This is a genomic window from Pseudarthrobacter oxydans, assembly GCF_034258515.1.
Taxonomy (GTDB): Bacteria; Actinomycetota; Actinomycetes; order Actinomycetales; family Micrococcaceae; genus Arthrobacter.
The window spans coordinates 781,408-799,417 of sequence record NZ_CP139438.1 but is presented as its reverse complement, the minus strand read 5'-3'; the positions used below and the strand labels follow the sequence as shown (position 1 = coordinate 799,417).

17 protein-coding genes, 1 tRNA gene and 1 pseudogene are annotated in these 18,010 nt (G+C 65.9%); 11 read left to right on the top strand and 8 right to left on the bottom strand.

Features of this window, described 5'->3' with window-relative positions:
- Positions 1-55: 55 nt before the first annotated feature.
- Positions 56-736, bottom strand: coding sequence for a response regulator transcription factor (locus SMD14_RS03750; protein WP_050056313.1), 681 nt, complete (start codon positions 734-736; stop codon positions 56-58).
- The gene (locus SMD14_RS03745) at positions 733-1,977 is read right to left on the bottom strand and encodes a cell wall metabolism sensor histidine kinase WalK (protein ID WP_157242698.1); all 1,245 of its coding nucleotides are present in this window, start codon (positions 1,975-1,977) and stop codon (positions 733-735) included. The genes SMD14_RS03750 and SMD14_RS03745 overlap by 4 nt, the downstream gene beginning before the upstream one ends.
- A 206-nt stretch (positions 1,978-2,183) precedes the next feature.
- Here SMD14_RS03745 and phoU point away from each other — a divergent pair, with 206 nt between their 5' ends.
- Positions 2,184-2,846, top strand: a complete 663-nt coding sequence (gene phoU, locus SMD14_RS03740; RefSeq protein WP_321215370.1) for a phosphate signaling complex protein PhoU — start codon at positions 2,184-2,186, stop codon at positions 2,844-2,846.
- 70 nt (positions 2,847-2,916) lie between these two features.
- Here the strand turns inward: phoU and SMD14_RS03735 are convergent, their stop codons facing one another.
- A complete protein-coding gene (locus SMD14_RS03735) occupies positions 2,917-3,663 on the bottom strand; it encodes a phosphoglyceromutase (protein ID WP_104996822.1) in 747 nt (248 codons plus the stop codon).
- Positions 3,664-3,759: 96 nt separating this feature from the next.
- Between SMD14_RS03735 and SMD14_RS03730 the strand changes: the two genes are divergently transcribed.
- Positions 3,760-4,617, top strand: coding sequence for a class I SAM-dependent methyltransferase (locus SMD14_RS03730; RefSeq protein WP_409339705.1), 858 nt, complete (start codon positions 3,760-3,762; stop codon positions 4,615-4,617).
- Between the two features lie 29 nt (positions 4,618-4,646).
- Here the strand turns inward: SMD14_RS03730 and SMD14_RS03725 are convergent, their stop codons facing one another.
- Together SMD14_RS03725 and SMD14_RS03720 are read right to left on the bottom strand one after the other, a co-directional pair.
- Positions 4,647-5,006 (bottom strand): DUF2516 family protein, encoded by a 360-nt coding sequence (locus SMD14_RS03725; protein ID WP_321215368.1) that lies wholly within the window; start codon positions 5,004-5,006, stop codon positions 4,647-4,649.
- A 10-nt stretch (positions 5,007-5,016) separates the two neighbouring features.
- Entirely contained in the window at positions 5,017-6,219 is a 1,203-nt protein-coding gene (locus tag SMD14_RS03720) for an aminotransferase class I/II-fold pyridoxal phosphate-dependent enzyme (RefSeq protein WP_321215367.1), read from the bottom strand.
- A 116-nt stretch (positions 6,220-6,335) separates the two neighbouring features.
- Here SMD14_RS03720 and tmk point away from each other — a divergent pair, with 116 nt between their 5' ends.
- The 4 genes from tmk to SMD14_RS03700 all read left to right on the top strand — a co-directional run bounded on the left by tmk (position 6,336) and on the right by SMD14_RS03700 (position 9,932).
- Positions 6,336-7,034 carry a dTMP kinase gene (gene tmk / locus SMD14_RS03715; protein ID WP_321215366.1) on the top strand — a complete coding sequence of 233 codons (699 nt, stop codon included), beginning with the start codon at positions 6,336-6,338 and terminating at the stop codon, positions 7,032-7,034.
- Complete coding sequence (locus SMD14_RS03710) at positions 7,031-8,173, top strand: DNA polymerase III subunit delta' (RefSeq protein ID WP_321215365.1); 1,143 nt, start codon at positions 7,031-7,033, stop codon at positions 8,171-8,173. The genes tmk and SMD14_RS03710 overlap by 4 nt, the downstream gene beginning before the upstream one ends.
- Before the next feature lie 16 nt (positions 8,174-8,189).
- Entirely contained in the window at positions 8,190-9,755 is a 1,566-nt protein-coding gene (locus SMD14_RS03705) for an alpha/beta hydrolase (RefSeq protein ID WP_157239115.1), read from the top strand.
- 104 nt (positions 9,756-9,859) lie between these two features.
- A tRNA-Thr gene (locus SMD14_RS03700) sits at positions 9,860-9,932 on the top strand.
- A gap of 287 nt (positions 9,933-10,219) precedes the next feature.
- Here SMD14_RS03700 and SMD14_RS03695 read toward each other — a convergent pair.
- Complete coding sequence (locus SMD14_RS03695) at positions 10,220-11,755, bottom strand: alkaline phosphatase D family protein (protein ID WP_321215364.1); 1,536 nt, start codon at positions 11,753-11,755, stop codon at positions 10,220-10,222.
- 351 nt (positions 11,756-12,106) lie between these two features.
- Here SMD14_RS03695 and SMD14_RS03690 point away from each other — a divergent pair, with 351 nt between their 5' ends.
- Positions 12,107-13,795, top strand: coding sequence for a phosphodiester glycosidase family protein (locus SMD14_RS03690; RefSeq protein WP_321215363.1), 1,689 nt, complete (start codon positions 12,107-12,109; stop codon positions 13,793-13,795).
- Between the two features lie 107 nt (positions 13,796-13,902).
- Complete coding sequence (locus SMD14_RS03685) at positions 13,903-14,076, top strand: CsbD family protein (protein ID WP_321215362.1); 174 nt, start codon at positions 13,903-13,905, stop codon at positions 14,074-14,076.
- A gap of 375 nt (positions 14,077-14,451) precedes the next feature.
- On the opposite strand, the pseudogene SMD14_RS03680 reads toward SMD14_RS03685, so the two are convergent.
- Positions 14,452-14,550, bottom strand: a pseudogene (locus SMD14_RS03680) (integrase core domain-containing protein); the annotation flags it as partial.
- A gap of 302 nt (positions 14,551-14,852) precedes the next feature.
- Between SMD14_RS03680 and SMD14_RS03675 the strand changes: the two are divergent.
- Positions 14,853-15,317, top strand: a complete 465-nt coding sequence (locus SMD14_RS03675) for a hypothetical protein (RefSeq protein ID WP_321215361.1) — start codon at positions 14,853-14,855, stop codon at positions 15,315-15,317.
- Here the strand turns inward: SMD14_RS03675 and SMD14_RS03670 are convergent.
- The gene (locus tag SMD14_RS03670) at positions 15,314-16,081 is read right to left on the bottom strand and encodes a DNA/RNA non-specific endonuclease (protein WP_321215360.1); all 768 of its coding nucleotides are present in this window, start codon (positions 16,079-16,081) and stop codon (positions 15,314-15,316) included. The genes SMD14_RS03675 and SMD14_RS03670 overlap by 4 nt on opposite strands.
- Positions 16,082-16,230: 149 nt before the next feature.
- On the opposite strand from SMD14_RS03670, the gene SMD14_RS03665 reads away from it, so the two are divergent.
- Positions 16,231-17,178: a DUF6454 family protein gene (locus SMD14_RS03665; protein ID WP_321215359.1), complete on the top strand. Its 948-nt coding sequence runs from the start codon at positions 16,231-16,233 to the stop codon at positions 17,176-17,178.
- A gap of 192 nt (positions 17,179-17,370) precedes the next feature.
- Positions 17,371-17,997: a hypothetical protein gene (locus SMD14_RS03660; RefSeq protein ID WP_321215358.1), complete on the top strand. Its 627-nt coding sequence runs from the start codon at positions 17,371-17,373 to the stop codon at positions 17,995-17,997.
- The last annotated feature ends 13 nt before the right edge of the window (positions 17,998-18,010 follow it).

Below are 18,010 nucleotides of genomic sequence, written 5' to 3'. Positions count from 1 at the left end.
AAAGGAGGGGCCGCAGGGCCCCTCCTTTTGCATGCCTGTCGCCGGGCGACCCTTTCTAGGGCTCGAACTTATAGCCAAGCCCCCGCACGGTGACCAGGTACCGCGGCGCTGACGGGTCCGGCTCGATCTTTCCGCGAAGCCGCTTCACGTGGACGTCGAGGGTCTTGGTGTCACCGACATAGTCAGAGCCCCAGACCCGATCGATGAGCTGGCCGCGGGTCAGCACCCGGCCTGAATTGCGCAGGAGCATTTCGAGGAGCTCGAACTCCTTCAGGGGCAGCAGCACCTGCTCGCCGCCAACGCTGACCACATGCCGTTCAATATCCATCCGGACAGGCCCGGCCTGCACGGTGGAAGAAATGAGTTCCTCCGGCTCGCCCTGGCGCCGCAGCACCGCCCTGACCCTGGCCACCAGTTCGCGGGAGGAGTAGGGCTTGGTGACGTAGTCGTCCGCGCCAAGTTCCAGTCCCACTACCTTGTCGATCTCCGCGTCCTTGGCCGTCAACATGATTACCGGGACGCTGGACCGCTGGCGGAGCTGGCGGCACACTTCCGTGCCGGAGAGCCCGGGCAGCTGCAAATCCAGCAGCACCAGGTCCGCCCCGTTCCGGTCGAACTCGGTGATGGCGTCCAGGCCATTGTCCACGACCTCCACCTCGAAACCTTCCTTGCCCAGCAAGTAGGACAACGGATCGCTGAACGACTCCTCATCCTCGACAATCAAGATCCTGCTCAAGCGTTTGCTCCTCGTTCGGTGGCGCCTGCGGCGCCGGGTACTTGGGTAACAGTTGGCTTTTCGGACCCTGCGGTCCCCGCCCGGGCGGGGGCAGCGGCCGGAGGTGTTTCTTCCCCGCCCTCCTGGCCCTCCATCTCGGGAAGCCGGAGGGTGAACGTGGAGCCCTGCCCGGGCTGGGACCAGAGGGTCACTTCGCCGCCGTGGTTGGACGCGACGTGCTTGACGATGCTCAGGCCAAGGCCTGTCCCGCCGGTATGGCGGGACCGGGCCGAATCCACCCGGTAGAAGCGTTCAAAGACGCGCTCCTGGTCCTCGGGGCTGAGTCCCTCGCCCTGGTCCGTAACGGAAATGGAAACCAGCCCTTCCCTGCTGCGCACACCGATCCCTACCCGGGTGTTCTCCGGGGAGTACCTGATGGCGTTATCGATCAGGTTGCGCAGGGCGGTCACCAGCAGGTCCTGGTCCCCGAAGACCTTCGCGTCGGTCCGGCCACCCACCACAATGCGGATATTCTTGCTCTCCGCGGGGAGCTGGGACCGGTCCACGGCCTCGGCTATGACCGCATTGACGTCAACCGGGCGGCCCTGCTGGGTGACGCTTGCGCCCTGCAGCCGGGAAAGCTCGATGATGTCCTGCACCAATGCGGCGAGCCGGCCGGATTCCTTGTGCATTCGCTTGGCGAAGCGCCGGACGGCCAGTTCGTCGTCTGCCGAGGATTCCAGGGCTTCGGCCAGCAGGGAGATGGCGCCCACCGGCGTCTTCAGCTCGTGGGAAACGTTGGCTACGAAATCGTTCCGGATCTCTTCTGTCCTGGTGATCTCGGTGCGGTCGTCCGCAAGCAGCAGGATGTATTCCTCCCCGAGCATTGCCGCCCGGACCTGGACGATGATGGTTCCCTGGCCGAGCGGGCCGCGGGGAAGTTCCAGCTGCCTTTCCAGGATGACGCCATCGCGGCGGACCCCGGCCGTCATGTCCAGCAGTTCCTTGTGGACCACCGTGTGGCCGCGGACCAGGCCGTAGGCATAGGCGGCCGGGTTGGCACGGACCACACCGTCCACCGCGTCCACCACCACAAAGGCGCGTCCGACGACGGCAAGCACCTCCGCGGCGCCCGCCGGCAGGGCGAGCTCCCCGGCGTCCACGTCCAGCAATTGCCGCTGTTTCTCGCTGACCCGGAAAGCGAGCACGCCGAACGTACCGAGCGCCAGGCCGATAAGGCCGGCCACCAGGCCGATAAGCATAGGATCCACAGCTCCACCTTATGCTGTAGGTGAAGGCATATCGGCGCGTCCCGGCCCCTTGGCCGGACGGTTCAACTAACGTTCACCTGCAAGGGCTTAACCGTTTACCGAACTTTGGCATTCTAGGTAGTTGGAGTGCCGAACGGCGACGCGATTCCTGCTGCCCGGACCGGGACCGGCGGGAGTTACAAGGAAAGGACGCCTACGTGCGTAAGGTTTTTCAGGAAGAGCTCACCCAGGTCGGTGACCAGCTGGTGGAGATCTCCCGGCTGGTCAGCGAGGCCATGGACAAAGCCACCACCTCCTTCGAGGTGGCGGACGTAGACCTTGCGCAGGACGTCATCGCTGCGGATGCCCGCATCGACTTCCTGCAGAACAGCCTGGATGAACGGGCAATCGACATCCTGGCCCTGCAGGGGCCCGTGGCAAGCGATCTCCGGATGATCGTCGGATCGCTGCGAATGAGCGCTTCCCTCGAGCGCATGGGAGACCTTGCACGGCACATCGCCCAGCTGGCACGCCTGCGGTTCCCGTCCACCGTCATCCCCGAATCCATGACCGGCACGTTCAAGCGCATGGCCGAGCTGGACAAAGAAATTGCGAACAAGTTGACGGTCCTGCTGGAAACCCGGGACCTTGAGGTTGCCCGGGACATCCTGAAGGCGAACACCGCCATCAACGATCTCCACCTCAGCGTGTTCAAGGCCATCGCAGCACCTGAGTGGGCCGAGTCGCCGGCAACCACGGTGGACGTCGCACTCGCGAGCCGGTACTTTGAACGCTTCGCGGACCACGGTGTCTCCGTCGCCCAGAAGGTCACCTATTTGGTGACCGGCGCGTGGCAGCCTACCGGGACCGAACACAGCTGACGTCAACGCTGCGGAATAACGACGGCGGGCCGGTCACGTGAAGTGACCGGCCCGCCGTCGTACGTACTGCTTACTTCTTGCCCTGGTTGGCGACTGCCAGGATGGCCTGTTCCGCCGCTTCCGGGTCAAGGTAGGTTCCGCCGGGCTTGATCGGCTGGAAGTTTTCGTCGAGGTCGTACACCAGCGGGATGCCGGTGGGAATGTTCAGGCCGGCGATGGCTTCGTCGCTGATGCCGTCCAGGTGCTTGACCAGTGCGCGCAGGGAGTTTCCGTGGGCCGTGACCAGGACGGTCTTGCCGGCTTTGAGGTCTTCCTTGATGTCCGATTCCCAGTACGGCAGGAGCCGGACCAGGACATCCTTCAAGCACTCGGTGCGGGGAAGGGCGTCTCCGAGGTCTGCATAGCGGGGATCGTGCGCCTGCGAGAACTCCGAGTTGTCATCCAGGGGCGGCGGCGGGGTGTCATAGGAGCGGCGCCATTCCATGAACTGCTCCTCGCCGTACTCGGCAAGGGTCTGCGCCTTGTCCTTGCCCTGCAGCGCGCCGTAGTGGCGTTCGTTCAGCCGCCAGTCGCGCTTCACCGGGATCCAGCCGCGGTCGGCCTTGTCCAGGGCGATGTTCGCGGTGTTGATGGCACGCTTCAGCAGCGACGTGTACAGGATGTCCGGGAGAACGTTATTCTCAACCAGCAGCTCCCCGCCGCGTGCTGCCTCCTCGCGGCCCTGGTCGTTAAGGTCAACGTCCACCCAGCCGGTGAACAGGTTCTTGGCGTTCCATTCGCTGTGGCCGTGGCGCAGCAGGATCAGCTTGTAAGTCATGATTTTCATCCTAGCCGAGCAGTGTTGCCGCCCGCCCAGCGTTACATGCGTCGCCCGGTTAGGTGTCACCAATTGCTTCAGGGATATGGTTGGGCGGTGGTGCAAAAGGCTGAACGGGTGACCGCCCCCCAGATTTTGGGCAGGAATACCGGCAGGCCCGGCAGGCCGGTTGGCAACATCACCCGCGGCACCACCAACCCCAACCGGATGCGCCGGGTGGACCGCTGGCTGACGGGACCGCAGGCCTGGCGGCTCCGCAATGCAGCGGATCCCCTGGTGGTGGACCTGGGCTACGGCGCTGCGCCGGCCACCGCCGTCGAGCTTTATGAACGGCTTTCTGCCGTCCGCCGGAACGTCCAGGTCTTTGGAATCGAAATCGAACCGGAACGGGTCCGCGCGGCGATCCCCCTGGAGCGGCCCGGGCTCAGCTTCCGTGTGGGCGGCTTCGAACTGCCCGTGCCCGGCAAACCGGCCCTGGTGCGTGCGTTCAACGTCCTGCGGCAGTACGAGGAAGCGGACGTGGCCGGAATCTGGCGGCTGGTGCAGGACCGGCTGGCCCCCGGCGGCCTGTTCATCGACGGCACCTGCGACGAGATCGGGCGGCGGGTCACGTGGGTGGCACTGGATGCGGAGCGGCCGCTATCCCTGAGCATCTCCGTCAGGTTCGGCAGCTTCCTCCTTCCCTCCGACGTTGCCGAAAGGCTGCCCAAGGCGCTGATTCACCGCAACGTTCCGGGCGAACCGGTGCACGCCCTCATGCAGGCCATGGACCGGGCCTGGCTCGAGTGCGCGCCGCTGGCGACCTTCGGGAACAGGCAGCGCTGGCAAGGCATGTGCAGGAACCTGCGGGACACTGGCTGGCCAGTCCATGACGGGCCTTCGCGGTGGCGGCTCGGGGAGCTCACCGTTGACTGGGATGCCGTGGCACCCTTGGCCGGCGGGGGCGCCGGCTAATTCACACCGGCTAATTCACCCCGGCTAATTCACCAGGGGCCGTAGGGCCCCGTGTTGCGGCTGCCGCCCCTGCCCGCATCCTTCACGGCCGGCCGTACGTCAGCCAGGTAAACCGACGCAGCAACGACGGCGGCGAGCCCGAACAGCCCGAAGGTTCCGAAGAATGCGCCGCCACCACCGCTGTACAACGAAAGGGCGCCGATCAGGGCCGCGCCGCCGGTCAGTGCCAGCCAGAAGGTCTTGGTCCGCTTGCCCGTGGCCTCGAACGCGTTTGCACGGTGCCGGGCGCAGTCCGCCACGGCCCAGAGCTCCAGCCCCAGCGAAACCAGGGCAAGGATAAAGAACAGGGCCTTCTCAACGGGCTGGATGATAACGAGTTCAACGTCCACAAGCCCAAGCCTAGCCGTCCAGCGAGTCCAGCGCCTGCTTCACATCGGCCCAGAGATCCTCAACGTTCTCGATTCCCACACTGAGCCGCACCAGGTTCTCCGGGACGCTGGCCGGCTCAGCGGTGTGCCGCCGTCGGCGTTCGATGAGTGACTCCACACCTCCCAGCGATGTGGCAGGCAGCCACAGCCGGACTGCGCCAACCAGTTTGTCGGCGGCGTCAGCGCCGCTCATTCCCGCGGCCGGGCGTACCTGGATACAGATGATGGACCCGAAGCCCTTCATCTGCGCCTTGGCGCGTTCGTGGCCGGGATCCGCGGACAGGCCGGGGAACCGGACGGTCTCGACCGCGGGGTGGTCGCCAAGCCGCTCCGCCAGGACCATTGCAGAAGCCTGGGACCGTTCTATCCGCAGCGCCAGCGTCCGCAGGCCGCGCAGCGCCAGCCACGCTTCGAAGGGCCCCGCAATGGCGCCGTGGATAATCCGGTGATGGAGCAGCGCGGACCGGATGTCCGGGTTGGAGGTGACCAGGGCGCCAAGGACGACGTCGGAATGGCCCGCGAGGTACTTGGTCACCGAGTGCAGGACGACGTCGGATCCGAGCAGCAGGGGCTGCTGCACCAGGGGTGTGGAGAAAGTATTGTCCGTAACGACGATGGCCCCGACGGCGTGGGCGGCGTCGGCCAGGACGGAGACATCCGCAATGCCGAGCATGGGGTTGGTGGGGCTTTCGAGCCACAGCATCGCCGCCGGCCGGGCGTGCGGCCCCGCAGCGGGGCCGCGGGGAGCAAGGGCCTCCTTCACGGCGGCAGTATCCGCAATGTCCACTGTCCGGAGCTCGATGAAGCCCTTCTGGGCGAGCTCAGCGGCCATGACCAGCGACCCGGAGTAGCTGTGCGTGGGCATTACCAGCACTCCCCCGGCAGGGACCAGGGAGAGCGCCGAGCTGACGGCCGCGAGTCCTGACGCATAGAGGAGTCCCGGCAGTTCTGAGCCCTCCAGCTGGCCGAGCGCCTCTTCGAAGGGGTCCCAGGTGGGATTGGAATACCTGCCGTAGCCGCGGTCGCCGTCGCCGAGTGCCCCGGTGCCGAAGTATGTGGAGGAAAGGACGATCGGCTGATTGACCGGCTGGTCCCGTTCCCGTGGGGGACGCCCGGCCGCAACCACAACCGTCTCGGCTGACAGGGCCGCCGCCTGCTGTTCGGAAAGACTCATGGTGACAGCGTACTGTCCGCCGGGGACGGCCCGGAAAGCCGTTACCCGGTTCGTGGCCCCCGCGGGAATCCACAGCTGAATCGGGAATTGCCAGCGGGGGTCGGTAGGCTTGGGTGGTGAGCAAACAGAGGGCCGGTCTTTTCATCGCGTTCGAAGGCGGCGACGGCGCGGGCAAGTCCACGCAGGCTGCGCGCCTTGCCGAAGCCCTCGAATCCCGTGGCCTGACCGTCCTGCTGACCCGCGAGCCGGGCGGAACCCCCGTCGGCGAGAAACTGCGCTCCCTTGTGCTGGACCACGGACACGGTGAGATTGATGCGCACACAGAAGCCCTGATTTTCGCCGCTTCCCGGGCAGCCCACGCAAGCCAAGTCATTCGGCCTGCGCTTGAACGCGGCGACATAGTCCTGACGGACCGGTACATCGATTCGTCGGTGGCATACCAGGGGGCAGGACGTGCCTTGGGCGAAGACGCCGTACGGTCCCTCAACGAGTGGGCCACGTCCGGCCTGCAGCCCCATCTCACCGTCCTGCTGGACGTTGATCCAGCGGTGGGCCGCCGCCGCCGCACGGCCGGCGAGACGGCGGAGGACCGTCTGGAGTCCGAAGCTGACGAGTTCCACCTCCGGATCCGTGAGGCCTTCCTGGAGCTGGCGCAGCGCCGTCCGGAGTCCTACCTCGTGCTGCCCGCCCATGACTCCGTCAGCAGGCTTTCCGCCCGGATCCTCGAGCGGGTGGATACCCTGCTGGCCGAACAGGACGAAACACCGGCGGGCGCACCCCAGGCCCGGGCCACGGCGGTCGGGGGCGCCCCGTGACGGTGTGGGACGACCTTCAGGGCCAGCCCGCCGTCGTCGAACAGCTGCGGCAGGCCTCCAGCGGCGAGGGACTGACGCATGCGTGGCTTTTCACCGGCCCGCCGGGTTCCGGGCGTTCCAATGCGGCCAAGGCGTTTGCCGCAGCACTGAACTGCGACCAGGAGGACGTCAGCCTGCGGGGCTGCGGGCGCTGCGCGGCGTGCCTGACCATCCTGGGCGAGACCCATTCGGACGTCACTTTCGTCCGCACCGAGAAGGTCACGATCACCATTGACGAAGCCCGTGAACTGGTGGCCACCGCCGGGAACCGGCCCTCGGCCGGCCGGTGGCGGATCATCGTGGTGGAGGATGCGGACCGGATGGCCGAGCGCACCACGAACGTCCTGCTCAAGGCCATCGAGGAACCAACTCCCCGGACTGTGTGGATGCTGTGCGCACCGTCCCCGGCCGACGTCCTGGTGACTATCCGGTCGCGCTGCCGCAGCGTGGCGTTGCGGTTGCCGCCGGCTGCGGACGTCGCCGCCCTGCTGGTCCACCGCGACGGCGTGGATCCGGCCCTCGCGGAGCGCGCCGCGCGGGCAGCTCAAAGCCACGTGGGCATCGCCCGCCGCCTCGCCCGTGATCCTGCGGCCAGGGAACGCCGGCTGGAAACAGTGCGGTTTCCGCTTGGCCTGCGGGGGGTTACGGCTGCCGTGATGATGGCGGACAAACTCGTCAAGATCGCCACAGCGGAGGCCAACAGTTCCAACGAAGAACGGGACGCTGCGGAGAAGGCCGCCTTGCTGGCAACACTGGGCGCACCCGAGTCCGGGACGCTCCCGCCTGCCATGCGCAGCCAGGTCAAGCAGCTGGAGGAAGACCAGAAGCGCCGGGCCAAGCGGTCCATCACGGATTCCCTTGACCGGACGCTGACCGATCTCCTCTCCTTTTACCGGGATGTGCTGATCATCCAGTTCGGGAATGCTGTGGAACTGGTAAACGTTGAGTTGAGGAGCGAATTGGAGGATTTCGCCAGCCGCTCCACGCCGGAATCCACTCTTGCCCGGATGGATGCCATCAACAAAGCCCGCGAACGCATCACCACCACGAACGTTGCACCGCTGTTGACCATTGAGTCCATGGCAGCCAGCCTGATCTAGTCCTTCAAGGAGACCGATGACTGCCCGCCCCCTGCCCGCACGGCCGCGACCCGTGGCGCTTGGCTTCCGCGCACTTGGGGCCATGGTTCTTGCCATGGTTCTGGCGTCCTGCAGCCTCCTCAGTGGCGGCGACCGCAGCCAGGAGGCTGCCACCGCCAAGGCCGACCCCTCGATCGTTGCGTCTGCTCCCGCCGGGCTGGAGAAGTTCTATTCCCAGGAAGTCGTCTGGGAGCCGTGCGAGGGCGAGTTCCAGTGCACCAAGGTGACAGTGCCCATGGACTACGGCAATCCCGACGGCGGGACGATCCAGCTCGCAGCGCTGAGGGCTTCGAGCACGGGGGAAAAGGCCGGGAGCCTCCTGGTCAATCCGGGCGGTCCCGGCGCCTCCGGCTACGACTTCGTCAAGGATGCCGCTGGAACCCATTTCTCCCAGGCTGTTCGTGATTCGTTCGACGTCGTGGGCTTCGACCCCCGGGGCGTGAAGCGGTCCGCCCCCGTGACCTGCATGACGGACGCTGAACGGGACGCAGCCAGGGCGAAGGTCTACGACCTCGAAACGGATGCCGGACTTGCTGCCGCCCTGGCGGACAACAAAGCGATTGCCACCCAGTGCGGGGAGCAAACCGGCCCGGTCCTGGCGCACATCGACACCGTCAGCTCCGCGAAGGACCTGGACATCCTCCGGGCCGTGGTCAATGATGCAAAGCTCAACTACCTCGGGTACTCCTACGGCACGTTCCTGGGGTCCACGTACGCTTCGCTCTTCCCTGACAACGTGGGCCGGATGGTCCTCGACGGTGCCCTGGATCCGTCCATCAGCAATGAGGAGCTGACCAGCGGCCAGGCCCGCGCCTTCGAAAAGGCCATTCGGGCCTATGTAGCCAGTTGCCAGGGCCAGGACGGATGTCCGCTGAGCGGAGACGTGGAGGCGGGCGTCCAGCAGATCCGGGACCTGATCGCCGCCGTCCAGCAGACTCCGCGCACGGCAAAGGACGGCCGTGTAGTCAATGCCACCACGTTCGTGAGCGGCCTCATCACGCCCCTGTACAACGACCAGAGCTGGCCCGCCCTGACCCAGGCTTTGGACGCGGCAATGACCGGGGATGTAAGCCTTATGCTGCGGCTCGCGGACCTCGGCGCAGACCGCTCACCCAACGGGACCTACACGTCCAACTCGACCTTTGCGTTCAACGCCATCAACTGCCTTGACTACCCCATGGTGTCCGACACCGCCGGAATGCGTGCCGAACAGCAGCGCCTGATGCAGGACTCCCCCACCTTCGGGTATTTCTTTGCCTATGGCGGCACCAACTGCGTCGATTGGCCGTACCCGAACGTGCGCACGCCCGCCCCGGTGGAATACGACGGCGGGTCCACCATCGTGGTGATCGGCACCACCGGGGACCCTGCCACGCCGGTGGAATGGGCGTCATCGCTGCGCAAGCAGTTGGGCAATGCGGCACTTATGACCTGGAAAGGCGAAGGCCACACCGCCTACGGCCGGTCCAACGCCTGCATCGAGGATGCGGTTGACGCCTACCTTGTCAGCGGAAAGGTTCCCACCGACAACACGGTGTGCTGAAGGCCTCAGCAGCTCCCCGGCCGTCCATTTTGACCCGGGCGCGGGGACTCTATTACAGTTGACTCTTGCATGAGGCGCCCGGTTACGCCGGAGGATCATGCGGTGCTTCCTTAGCTCAGTCGGTAGAGCGTTTCACTCGTAATGAAAAGGTCATCAGTTCGATTCTGATAGGAAGCTCGGGATAAACCCCGGACAGCCCCTGTTTTCGGGGGTTTCCGGGGTTTTTCGCTGGTTAACCGGGTGCTGCTGCCCGAGGGCAGGGCACACTTATGGCACACTTTGCTGCCGGGCAGCCATCTGGGTTCCGGCACCAGTACGTAGCCCGCCGACCTCAGCTGCGTATTCGTGGCGCTTCCGCTTCTACCAAACAGTGACCCCGTCATCATCGCGATCAGGCAATGAAACGCGCTGAGCCGGCAGACGAGCGGGGCAGCCCTGAAGTACCTGCCCCGCGCTCCGGGCGCTCAGGCTCGCTGGGCCCCTGGTCGTCCATTGCTGACCACGAAGGACGCGTCCACGACAGCCGGAGACGTAGTGTCTGCGGCTGAGGCCACGGTGAGGTAATCGCTGCGGAACTCGTCCGGGGTGACGGTGCAGCGGGTCCAGCCCCGCTTATCCGGGTTGATGTAACGGGTGTGCGGGTTGTTGGGCAGGGCGTTCTTGATGGACTGGGCCCATCCGCAACCGGAGCTGATGGAGGTCCCGACGAACTCGGTAGTGACGACTTTCGAGGCCGGATCAGCGAAATCGAGGAGGACGTCGTTGACGAAGGCAGCGTGCCAGTCACCACTCAGGATCACGGGGTTGGCAGGGTTCTGCTGGTTGATGAAGTTGGTGAGCCTGTTGCGTGAGACGACGTAGCCGTCCCACTGGTCGTGGTTCACGGACAACACCTCGGACGGGTCGTAGTCGTACTGGGCCATCATCGTCTGCTGGGCGATGACATTCCAGCGTGCCGGGGAGGACACGAGCCCCTGGAAGAGCCACTGCTCCTGCGCGTCACCCATCAGGGTGCGTGAGGGGTCATAGACGTCGGGGTGCTGCGGGCCGCCGGGGAAGTTCTCGGTCAGCTGGTCGGAGCGGTATTGGCGGGTGTCCAGGACGTGGAACCTTGCCAGGTTGCCGTAGTCCAGGCCGCGGTACAGGACCATGTCCGGGCCGGTGGGCCGCTGCGGGCGGCGCAACGGAAGATGCTCGTAATAGGCCTGGAAAGCGTTGGCGCGCAGCTGGAGGAACCGCTGGGGTTCGTTGGAGGCCTCGTTGTCCGGTTGGGACACGCCCGCGGCCCAGTTGTTCTCAACTTCGTGGTCGTCAAAGGTGACGACGAAGGGGAACCTGGCGTGCGCGGCCTGCAGGTCAGGGGAGCTCTTGTACTTGGCATGGTTGTTTCGAAAGTCGGCCAGGCTTTCGTGGGTTTTGCCCTCGTAGGTGTAGTCCCCCACGTGCACGACCAGGTCAAGGTCCTCCTGAGCCATTGTGCGGTAGGCGGCGTAGCGGCCTCCGGCCCAGGACTGGCAGGAGGCCAGGCCGAAGGTGATCTTGCCCGGATCCGACCCGGCCGCCGGCGCCGTGCGGGTGTGCCCGACCGGGCTTTCCTCGTTGCCGACACGGAAGCGGAACCAGTAGTCAGACGATGGGTTCAGTCCCACGACCTCGGCGTGAACGGAGTGGGCAAGCTCCGGCGTGGCCGACTCACTTCCTGCTTTGACCACAGTGCGGAACTCCGGGTCGGTTGCGACCTGCCAGATCACTTCGAGCTGATACGGCGGCATTCCGCCGAGCCCGTCAGCTGCCTGCGGTTCCGGTGCCAGCCGCGTCCACAGGACGATGCCGTCCGGGGTGGGGTCGCCCGAGGCGACTCCCAGGGTGAACGGATTCTGCGGGAAGCGCGGCTCCGCCCATGCCGGGGCGGTGGAGAACCCGTAAATGGCTGCTGTCGCAGCCGCTCCCCCGCTCAAGGTAAGGAAGCGACGGCGGGAAGTTGCACGAGAAAGGGACACAATGTCTCCTGAGGGTCTGGGCGATGTCCGGTCCATTCAGTCAAGGGGAATCAAGGGGGCGATGAACCGGGAGTTAACATGCTTCAAACGTTGCCGGAGCCGCAGGGCAGCGATCGTGAGGGCGGGGACTCGCCATCTCCTCCGAGCGGGCCCAAAACACAATCTCCCAAAGAAGCCGTAAATCTTCAGGTTGCCATGCGGCTATTCCGGGTTGCCCCGTGTCGTCGGCCGTCTGTTGCGTCGGGGCGATCCATACCCGCATCCCCAGTTAACCTCCCAGCCACATCCGGTTAATTACCGATCAGTAACTTGAAAGCTCCTGTTGAGACCCCAACCTTAAGAGGCCCCACAATGAGCTCCTCAACCACCCGCCGCGTCCTCACGACGGGCCGCCACCGCCGTGCGGCCGTCACCGCGCTGGCCGTGTCCCTTCCCCTTGCCTTCCTTGCCCCGGCCGGCGCTTCCACCGCGGCGCCCCTGGCTCCGACGCAGGATCAGCAGAGTTCTGCACCATCGCAGCCCGGTCACCTTGACCTCGGCGCGCCGGACCTTCCCGAGACCCGGAACGTGACCACACTGGCCCCGGGCCTGACCCGCACCTCCATCACCCGGGGCACCCCGAACCCGGACTTCTTCTGGACCGCCGAAGTGGCTGTCCCGTCCACCTCACCGGACCCTGACGCGCCCTCCTCGGCGCTGTCCTCCCAGGCGCAGGCCCAGATGGTCGCTGACAGGCTCACCGCGGCCGGCGTCACAGCCCGGGTCGAGCACGTCCAGTCACCCCAGCTGGCCGACGCCGGCGGTGACCTCGGCTACCGGGTCCGCGCCGGACAGTTCGCGGCCAAGGCTGACGGGGCCGCCACCGTCGACCAGATCAAGGCGGCAGGCTACAAGTCCTCGGTCATCTACACCGGCTGGGACGGCGACGCCGGCTCCAGCGAGGACGACCGCGGGCCCTGGAAGCTGGAGGTGCTCACCATTGACCCGAAGGAATTCCGCGGCGACCTGACCTCTTCGTTCGGTCCGAACCTCCAGGACCGCGAAACCACCAGCTCACTCGCTGCCGGCGCCGGCGCACTTGCGGCAATCAACGGCGGCTACTTCGTTATGGACCCGGCGGCAGGCGCCCCCGGTGATCCCGCAGGCGCAGCAGTCCACGACGGCAAGGTCCTCAGCGAACCCGTCGGAGACCGTCCCTCCCTGGTCCTCGACGAGAACAGCAGCTCCGTCCAGCGGCTGCACTGGCACGGCACGGTCACGGGCGCCGCCAACACGGGATCCCTGCCCCTGGACGGAATCAACCGCGTGCCGGGTCTCATCCGCAACTGCGGCGGCACCGACGACACCCCCACCAACCTGCCGCTGCACGACTTCACCTGCACGGACGCGGACGAAATCGTAGCGATCACCCCCGAGTTCGGCCCCACCCCGTCAGGGCCGGGACTCGAAGTCATCCTCGACGCCCACGGCACCGTCACGGCCGTCAACCACGCCCGCGGCACCACCCTCCCGGCCGGCGGGCAGGCTCTGCAGGCCATCGGGGCGGACGCGGACAAGCTCGCCGCCCTGGCAGTGCCCGGCGCCAAGCTGAAAATCGACACGGACCTGCTCGACGAGAGCGGCAAGACCCTGAAGACCGGGGCCACCACGGACGTGGTCAACGGCGGCCCGACCCTCGTCGAAAACGGCCAGCTCAACGTCACCGCCAAGCGTGACGGCATGGTCCGCACCAACGACAGCAACAGCTTCTTCTACGGCTGGGTCCACAAGCGCAACCCCCGCACCATCGCCGGCACTGACGCCCAGGGCCGCACCCTGCTGGTAACCGCCGACGGACGCCAGACCACCAGCCTGGGCCTGAGCATCAAGGAATCCGCCGACGTCGCCCGCTCCCTGGGCATGGTCAACGCCATCAACCTCGACGGCGGCGGATCAACCACCATGGTCCAGAACGGCCAGGTCGTGAACTCCCCCTCGGACGCCGCCGGCGAACGCCCGGTCGGCGACGCACTCCTGCTGCTGCCGGGCCGAAAAGGCTAACGGCGCACAGGCAAGCATGACTTCTTTGGCTTGCCAACCAGATCATCAGCATGCTTAGTATGGGTGCAGCCGAATGCGAACGGCTGCCAACCAGAGGAGGAAACACCATGGGACTAGGCGACAAGATTGAGAACGCTGCCGAGAAAGCCGGCGGCAAGGGCAAGGAAGCTGCGGGCAACGCCACCGGCGATGACAGCCTGCGGGCTGAAGGCCAGGCAGACCAGGCCAAAGGCGATGTGAAGCAGGCCGGCGAAAAGGTCAAGGACGCCTTCAAAGACTAACCGCTTTTACGAGAAGGGTGCGCTCAGCGAACGGGGCGCACCTTTTTCGTGCCCAGGTGTTGCTGAGTTGCGCCAGAGTATCCGGTCATGCCGTCCTAGACTTCGCCATGCACCCGTTAGCGGCGATCGCCCTGGTTTTCCTCACCGGGCTTACCTGGATGGTCACGATCCTGACTTTGTTGATCGCCCTGGCCAAAGCCCGGCGCCCGCCTCGGGCTGAAGTCAGACACGCAGCCCACGCCGAAGCCCAAACAGCTGACGGCGAGGCAGCGGCGAGCCTTACGCTCAGTGGCTGAAACGCCCCTGATCAGCAGGACAGCTCAGTCCCGGACGTTTTCCCCAGGGAAGCGTGCAGCCCATTCCTGAAGCCGGTCAGTGCTCCCGGGCGTAGGCCCATTCCGTGGTGAGGGTGCGGTTGAAGCGTTCTACTTTGCCATTGGTCTGTGGCCGGTAGGGGCGAGTCTTGCGGTGTTTACACCTAGAAACCAAAGTTTCTGGGTGTTTTTCGCTCGTTTAATCGTCAGGCGGGTTTGCTGGGCAGTTCCCCGGCTTCCCTCCCTTGCTTTTATGGCTTTCGTCCTGCCTGGATCCGCGCAGATGCTTTACAGCCGGCAGGCATTCGCCGCATTCTGGTGTGAAGGCTCCGGCAGAGGGGCCTCGGACAGGAGACCGGCATGGCTATTCCCGCAGGCTTTCCCGGACGCGCATTCCACCGAAACACAGCCACGGCCCCTTCCCTGGCCGACTTGCTGCCAGCACCGGGCCCGGATCTGCGGATGCGGTTTGAACCCCGTTTTGCCGAGCTTGTGGGTGGTGTTGTGGCCACGCTCCGGGTCGCCGGAAGGACGCCAGTACCGGTCAGCGATCCGCATGGGCGCCAATGGGCACCCGCCTACATTCTGGGCAGCCTGGAACAGGACCACCCCTTAAAGGCCGCTGCTTCCAACACGGCGGTGGCGGAGGTGGTGGTGGACGGCTCCGGCCGCATGGTCCGCAACCACCCGGTTCAGGTCATCCGCGGCGCACACAGGCTACTGCCCGTCAGCTGCCCGAGCCTGGCCGACCGCTACGAACAGTTCATCCTCGCCGTAAGGATGGGCGAGGAACCCCGTGGCGATGCAATGGTCCTGACGCGGCACGGGGAGCTGATGATTGCAGGCCCCGGCCAGGAACCTGTTGCCTTGGCCGACTACCTGAACGACCTTTGCCGTTCCGCTGTTGGGCGCGCTGCAGCTTTTTAGAACTCGAGGTCGAAGTCAAGATCCAGGTCTTCCATTGCCGCCAGTTCCCGCCAGCTTGATCCAATGGCGGCTGCTCCGAGCGTCGCTGCGATCGGCATTCGATCAACGGCGGCCAACTGCTCCAAATCCAGCCCCGTCAATTCGGCGATGTCACGGATCGGTGCCTGGAAGCTACGGAACGGACCCAGGGGCGGGGTGCCGTCGAGTGCGCCGGGACGCGGCACGTCCGGCAATTCCGCCAGTTGCGGAGTCTGGTCCACAACGTAACCGGTGGCCGCCAGTTCACCTTCATGGATAAGGGCTGCAACCTTGAAAAATCGCAACGGGATGTCCACTCCGCGGTAAACCGGGTCGACGTCGCTGAAGATCGGACCCGTGAAGACCACGATCCTCCTCCGGTGCCCGGCTGCATGATCCAGCAGGTAGGACTCCATCCCGAGCCACAGTTCCAGGCCCTGGTTGAACTTTGCCGCCTGGGGAGCGGCGTTGGTGTAGTGGAAAGTGTCCTCGTTGGCCTGTGCGGCCTCTGCCAGGGTGTCACCCCACACGGCGGAGGCCCGGCGGACCAGGTGCCCTCGGTCGATGTTGTTCCTGGCATAGACCCGCTCCCCCGTTTGCTGGTCTTCCCGCAGGCGCGGGTCCAGCCGCCAGTTGATGCCGTGCCGGTCCAGGTCCATGAGCTTCCGCCCGTCGATTCCAAGCCCGGTCACGGCAGCGAGGCGCTTGTCCAATCGCATCCGCACCGAGAAGTGGGTGTAGGGCAACAGGCAGCTGAAATCCCCGGGGCATCCCCCGCGCTGGCCGCCGGCTTCATCCCCCCGACACCTGCCGTTGTCTGCCGCGCCATCCCGGGCGCCTACGTTTGATCGCGCCCGGCCCCACCGGGCACCCCCAACACGCACCTGGAGCAGACATGAAGATGAAGCGAGTCCTGGCCATTGCGGCCGTCGCCGCGGCCACCCTGGCAGCCGGAACCTCCGCTGTTGCCACCAACGGGCAGGCCCCCAAGGGCCTCACGGCAGAAGCCGAGGCCTTCACCAAGGTGGACCGCAACACCCAGTGGGAACAGGTCCAGAAGCTCAAGCTGGACTTCCCGACCTTCCACCCGCAGGGCATGTCGCTGGTGGGCGACAAAATCTTCCTCAGCAGCGTCGAGATCCTCGAACCGACAGTGCGCTACCCTTCGCCCGTTGACGGCTACGACCGCACAACCGGCAAGGGCCGTGGCCACGTCTTCGTCCTCGACCGGCAGGGAAAGCTGCTCAAAGACATCGTCCTGGGCGAGGACACGATCTACCACCCGGGCGGCACCGACTTCGACGGCGAGAACGTCTGGGTTCCCGTCGCCGAATACCGGCCGAACAGCAGCTCAATCGTCTACACTATCGACCCTGACACCTACCAGGTCACGGAGCAGTTCCGCGAAGCGGACCACGTTGGAGGGGTCGTCGCCGACCGCAAGACCAACCGAATCAGTGGCGTCAGCTGGGGTTCACGGAAGCTGTTCACCTGGAACAGCCAAGGCGCGCTCCTGGGGACGCAGGCAAACCCCAGCCACTTCATTGACTACCAGGACTGCGAGTACGCCGGTGCCGGCCACCAGCTCTGCTCGGGCGTTACCGGCCTGAAGACTGCTGACGGGAAACCGTTCGAGCTCGGCGGCCTCGCCCTGACCGACCTTGCAGACGGAACCATCATCCACGAGGTTCCCTTCCAGAAGTTCTCCACCGCCGGACACTCCATGACCCGCAACCCCGTTGCCTTGGAATCTGATGGCGGTGTTCTGCGCCTGTTCGCCGCCCCCGATGACGGCGAGGAAGCCGCCGGCACTGAACTCTTCGTGTTCGAGGCCCGCCCCTGAGCCAGCAGGAATCATGGCTGCGGGAGGGGACCGGGATTCGGTCCCCTCCCGCAGCACACCCTAAGGAGTGGTTCCCGGCGGGGATGGCCGGGCAGGGCTAGACTGGCCGGGCAAGGACGGATTGGGGATCCAGGGCGGCGCTGCCGCCGTTCCGCTGGTCGGTCGCAGCCAACGGACCCGAGGACTCTCACCGTGACCTTCTTCCAGGACTTTCCCATCCCGGCGTCCGGTCCCAGGCCCTCCGCCCCCAGGTTCGAGCCGCCTCCGTGGGCCGCTCCCCCGTCCTATGAACTGCCGGCCGTGGTCCACGTCGGCAAGTTTCTTCACCACAGTCCCGCGATGGTCATGGCGCTCAGAAGTGCGGAGGTGTTCTCCACCGGCTGTTCCTTCAACCTGTCCTGGATCATTCGCCGCGGCGAGGAAGACGAGGATGACTGGGCCGACAAGCATGCACTGTTCTTCCAGCCGGGCATGCGCCTCCGCCGCGGCACAGTGCCCTTCTCCGGGCTGATGTTCGGCGTTCAGTTCGCCGACGGATCCAAGGCAAGCACGGGAGCCCGCGGCCCCCACGGGTTTATGGGCAGCACCGGGGAGCCGGAACCCCCTACCCTTGTCCTGAACAACGGTGGCGGCAGCGGAGCCCCCGATGAGCTGGCCGGCAGCGGCACCCTCTGGCTCTGGCCGCTTCCGCCCGCCGGCGACCTGCGCCTGGTGGCCCAGTGGATCGACTTCGGCATGGAGGAAAGTTCCATAACGCTCGACGGCGGACAGCTGCGGCAGGCCGCGGCAGGCGTGCAGCGGTTCTGGCCGGAGAAGTAGCAGACGGGGTAGC

Bases quoted from the DNA above. Each gene is read 5' to 3' on its own strand.
- SMD14_RS03745 (WP_157242698.1), bottom strand. From the start codon at position 1,977: ATGCTTATCGGCCTGGTGGCCGGCCTTATCGGCCTGGCGCTCGGTACG.
- SMD14_RS03735 (WP_104996822.1), bottom strand. From the start codon at position 3,663: ATGACTTACAAGCTGATCCTGCTGCGCCACGGCCACAGCGAATGGAAC.
- SMD14_RS03720 (WP_321215367.1), bottom strand. From the start codon at position 6,219: ATGAGTCTTTCCGAACAGCAGGCGGCGGCCCTGTCAGCCGAGACGGTT.
- SMD14_RS03705 (WP_157239115.1), top strand. From the start codon at position 8,190: ATGACTGCCCGCCCCCTGCCCGCACGGCCGCGACCCGTGGCGCTTGGC.
- SMD14_RS03690 (WP_321215363.1), top strand. From the start codon at position 12,107: ATGAGCTCCTCAACCACCCGCCGCGTCCTCACGACGGGCCGCCACCGC.
- SMD14_RS03685 (WP_321215362.1), top strand. From the start codon at position 13,903: ATGGGACTAGGCGACAAGATTGAGAACGCTGCCGAGAAAGCCGGCGGC.
- SMD14_RS03675 (WP_321215361.1), top strand. From the start codon at position 14,853: ATGCGGTTTGAACCCCGTTTTGCCGAGCTTGTGGGTGGTGTTGTGGCC.
- SMD14_RS03665 (WP_321215359.1), top strand. From the start codon at position 16,231: ATGAAGATGAAGCGAGTCCTGGCCATTGCGGCCGTCGCCGCGGCCACC.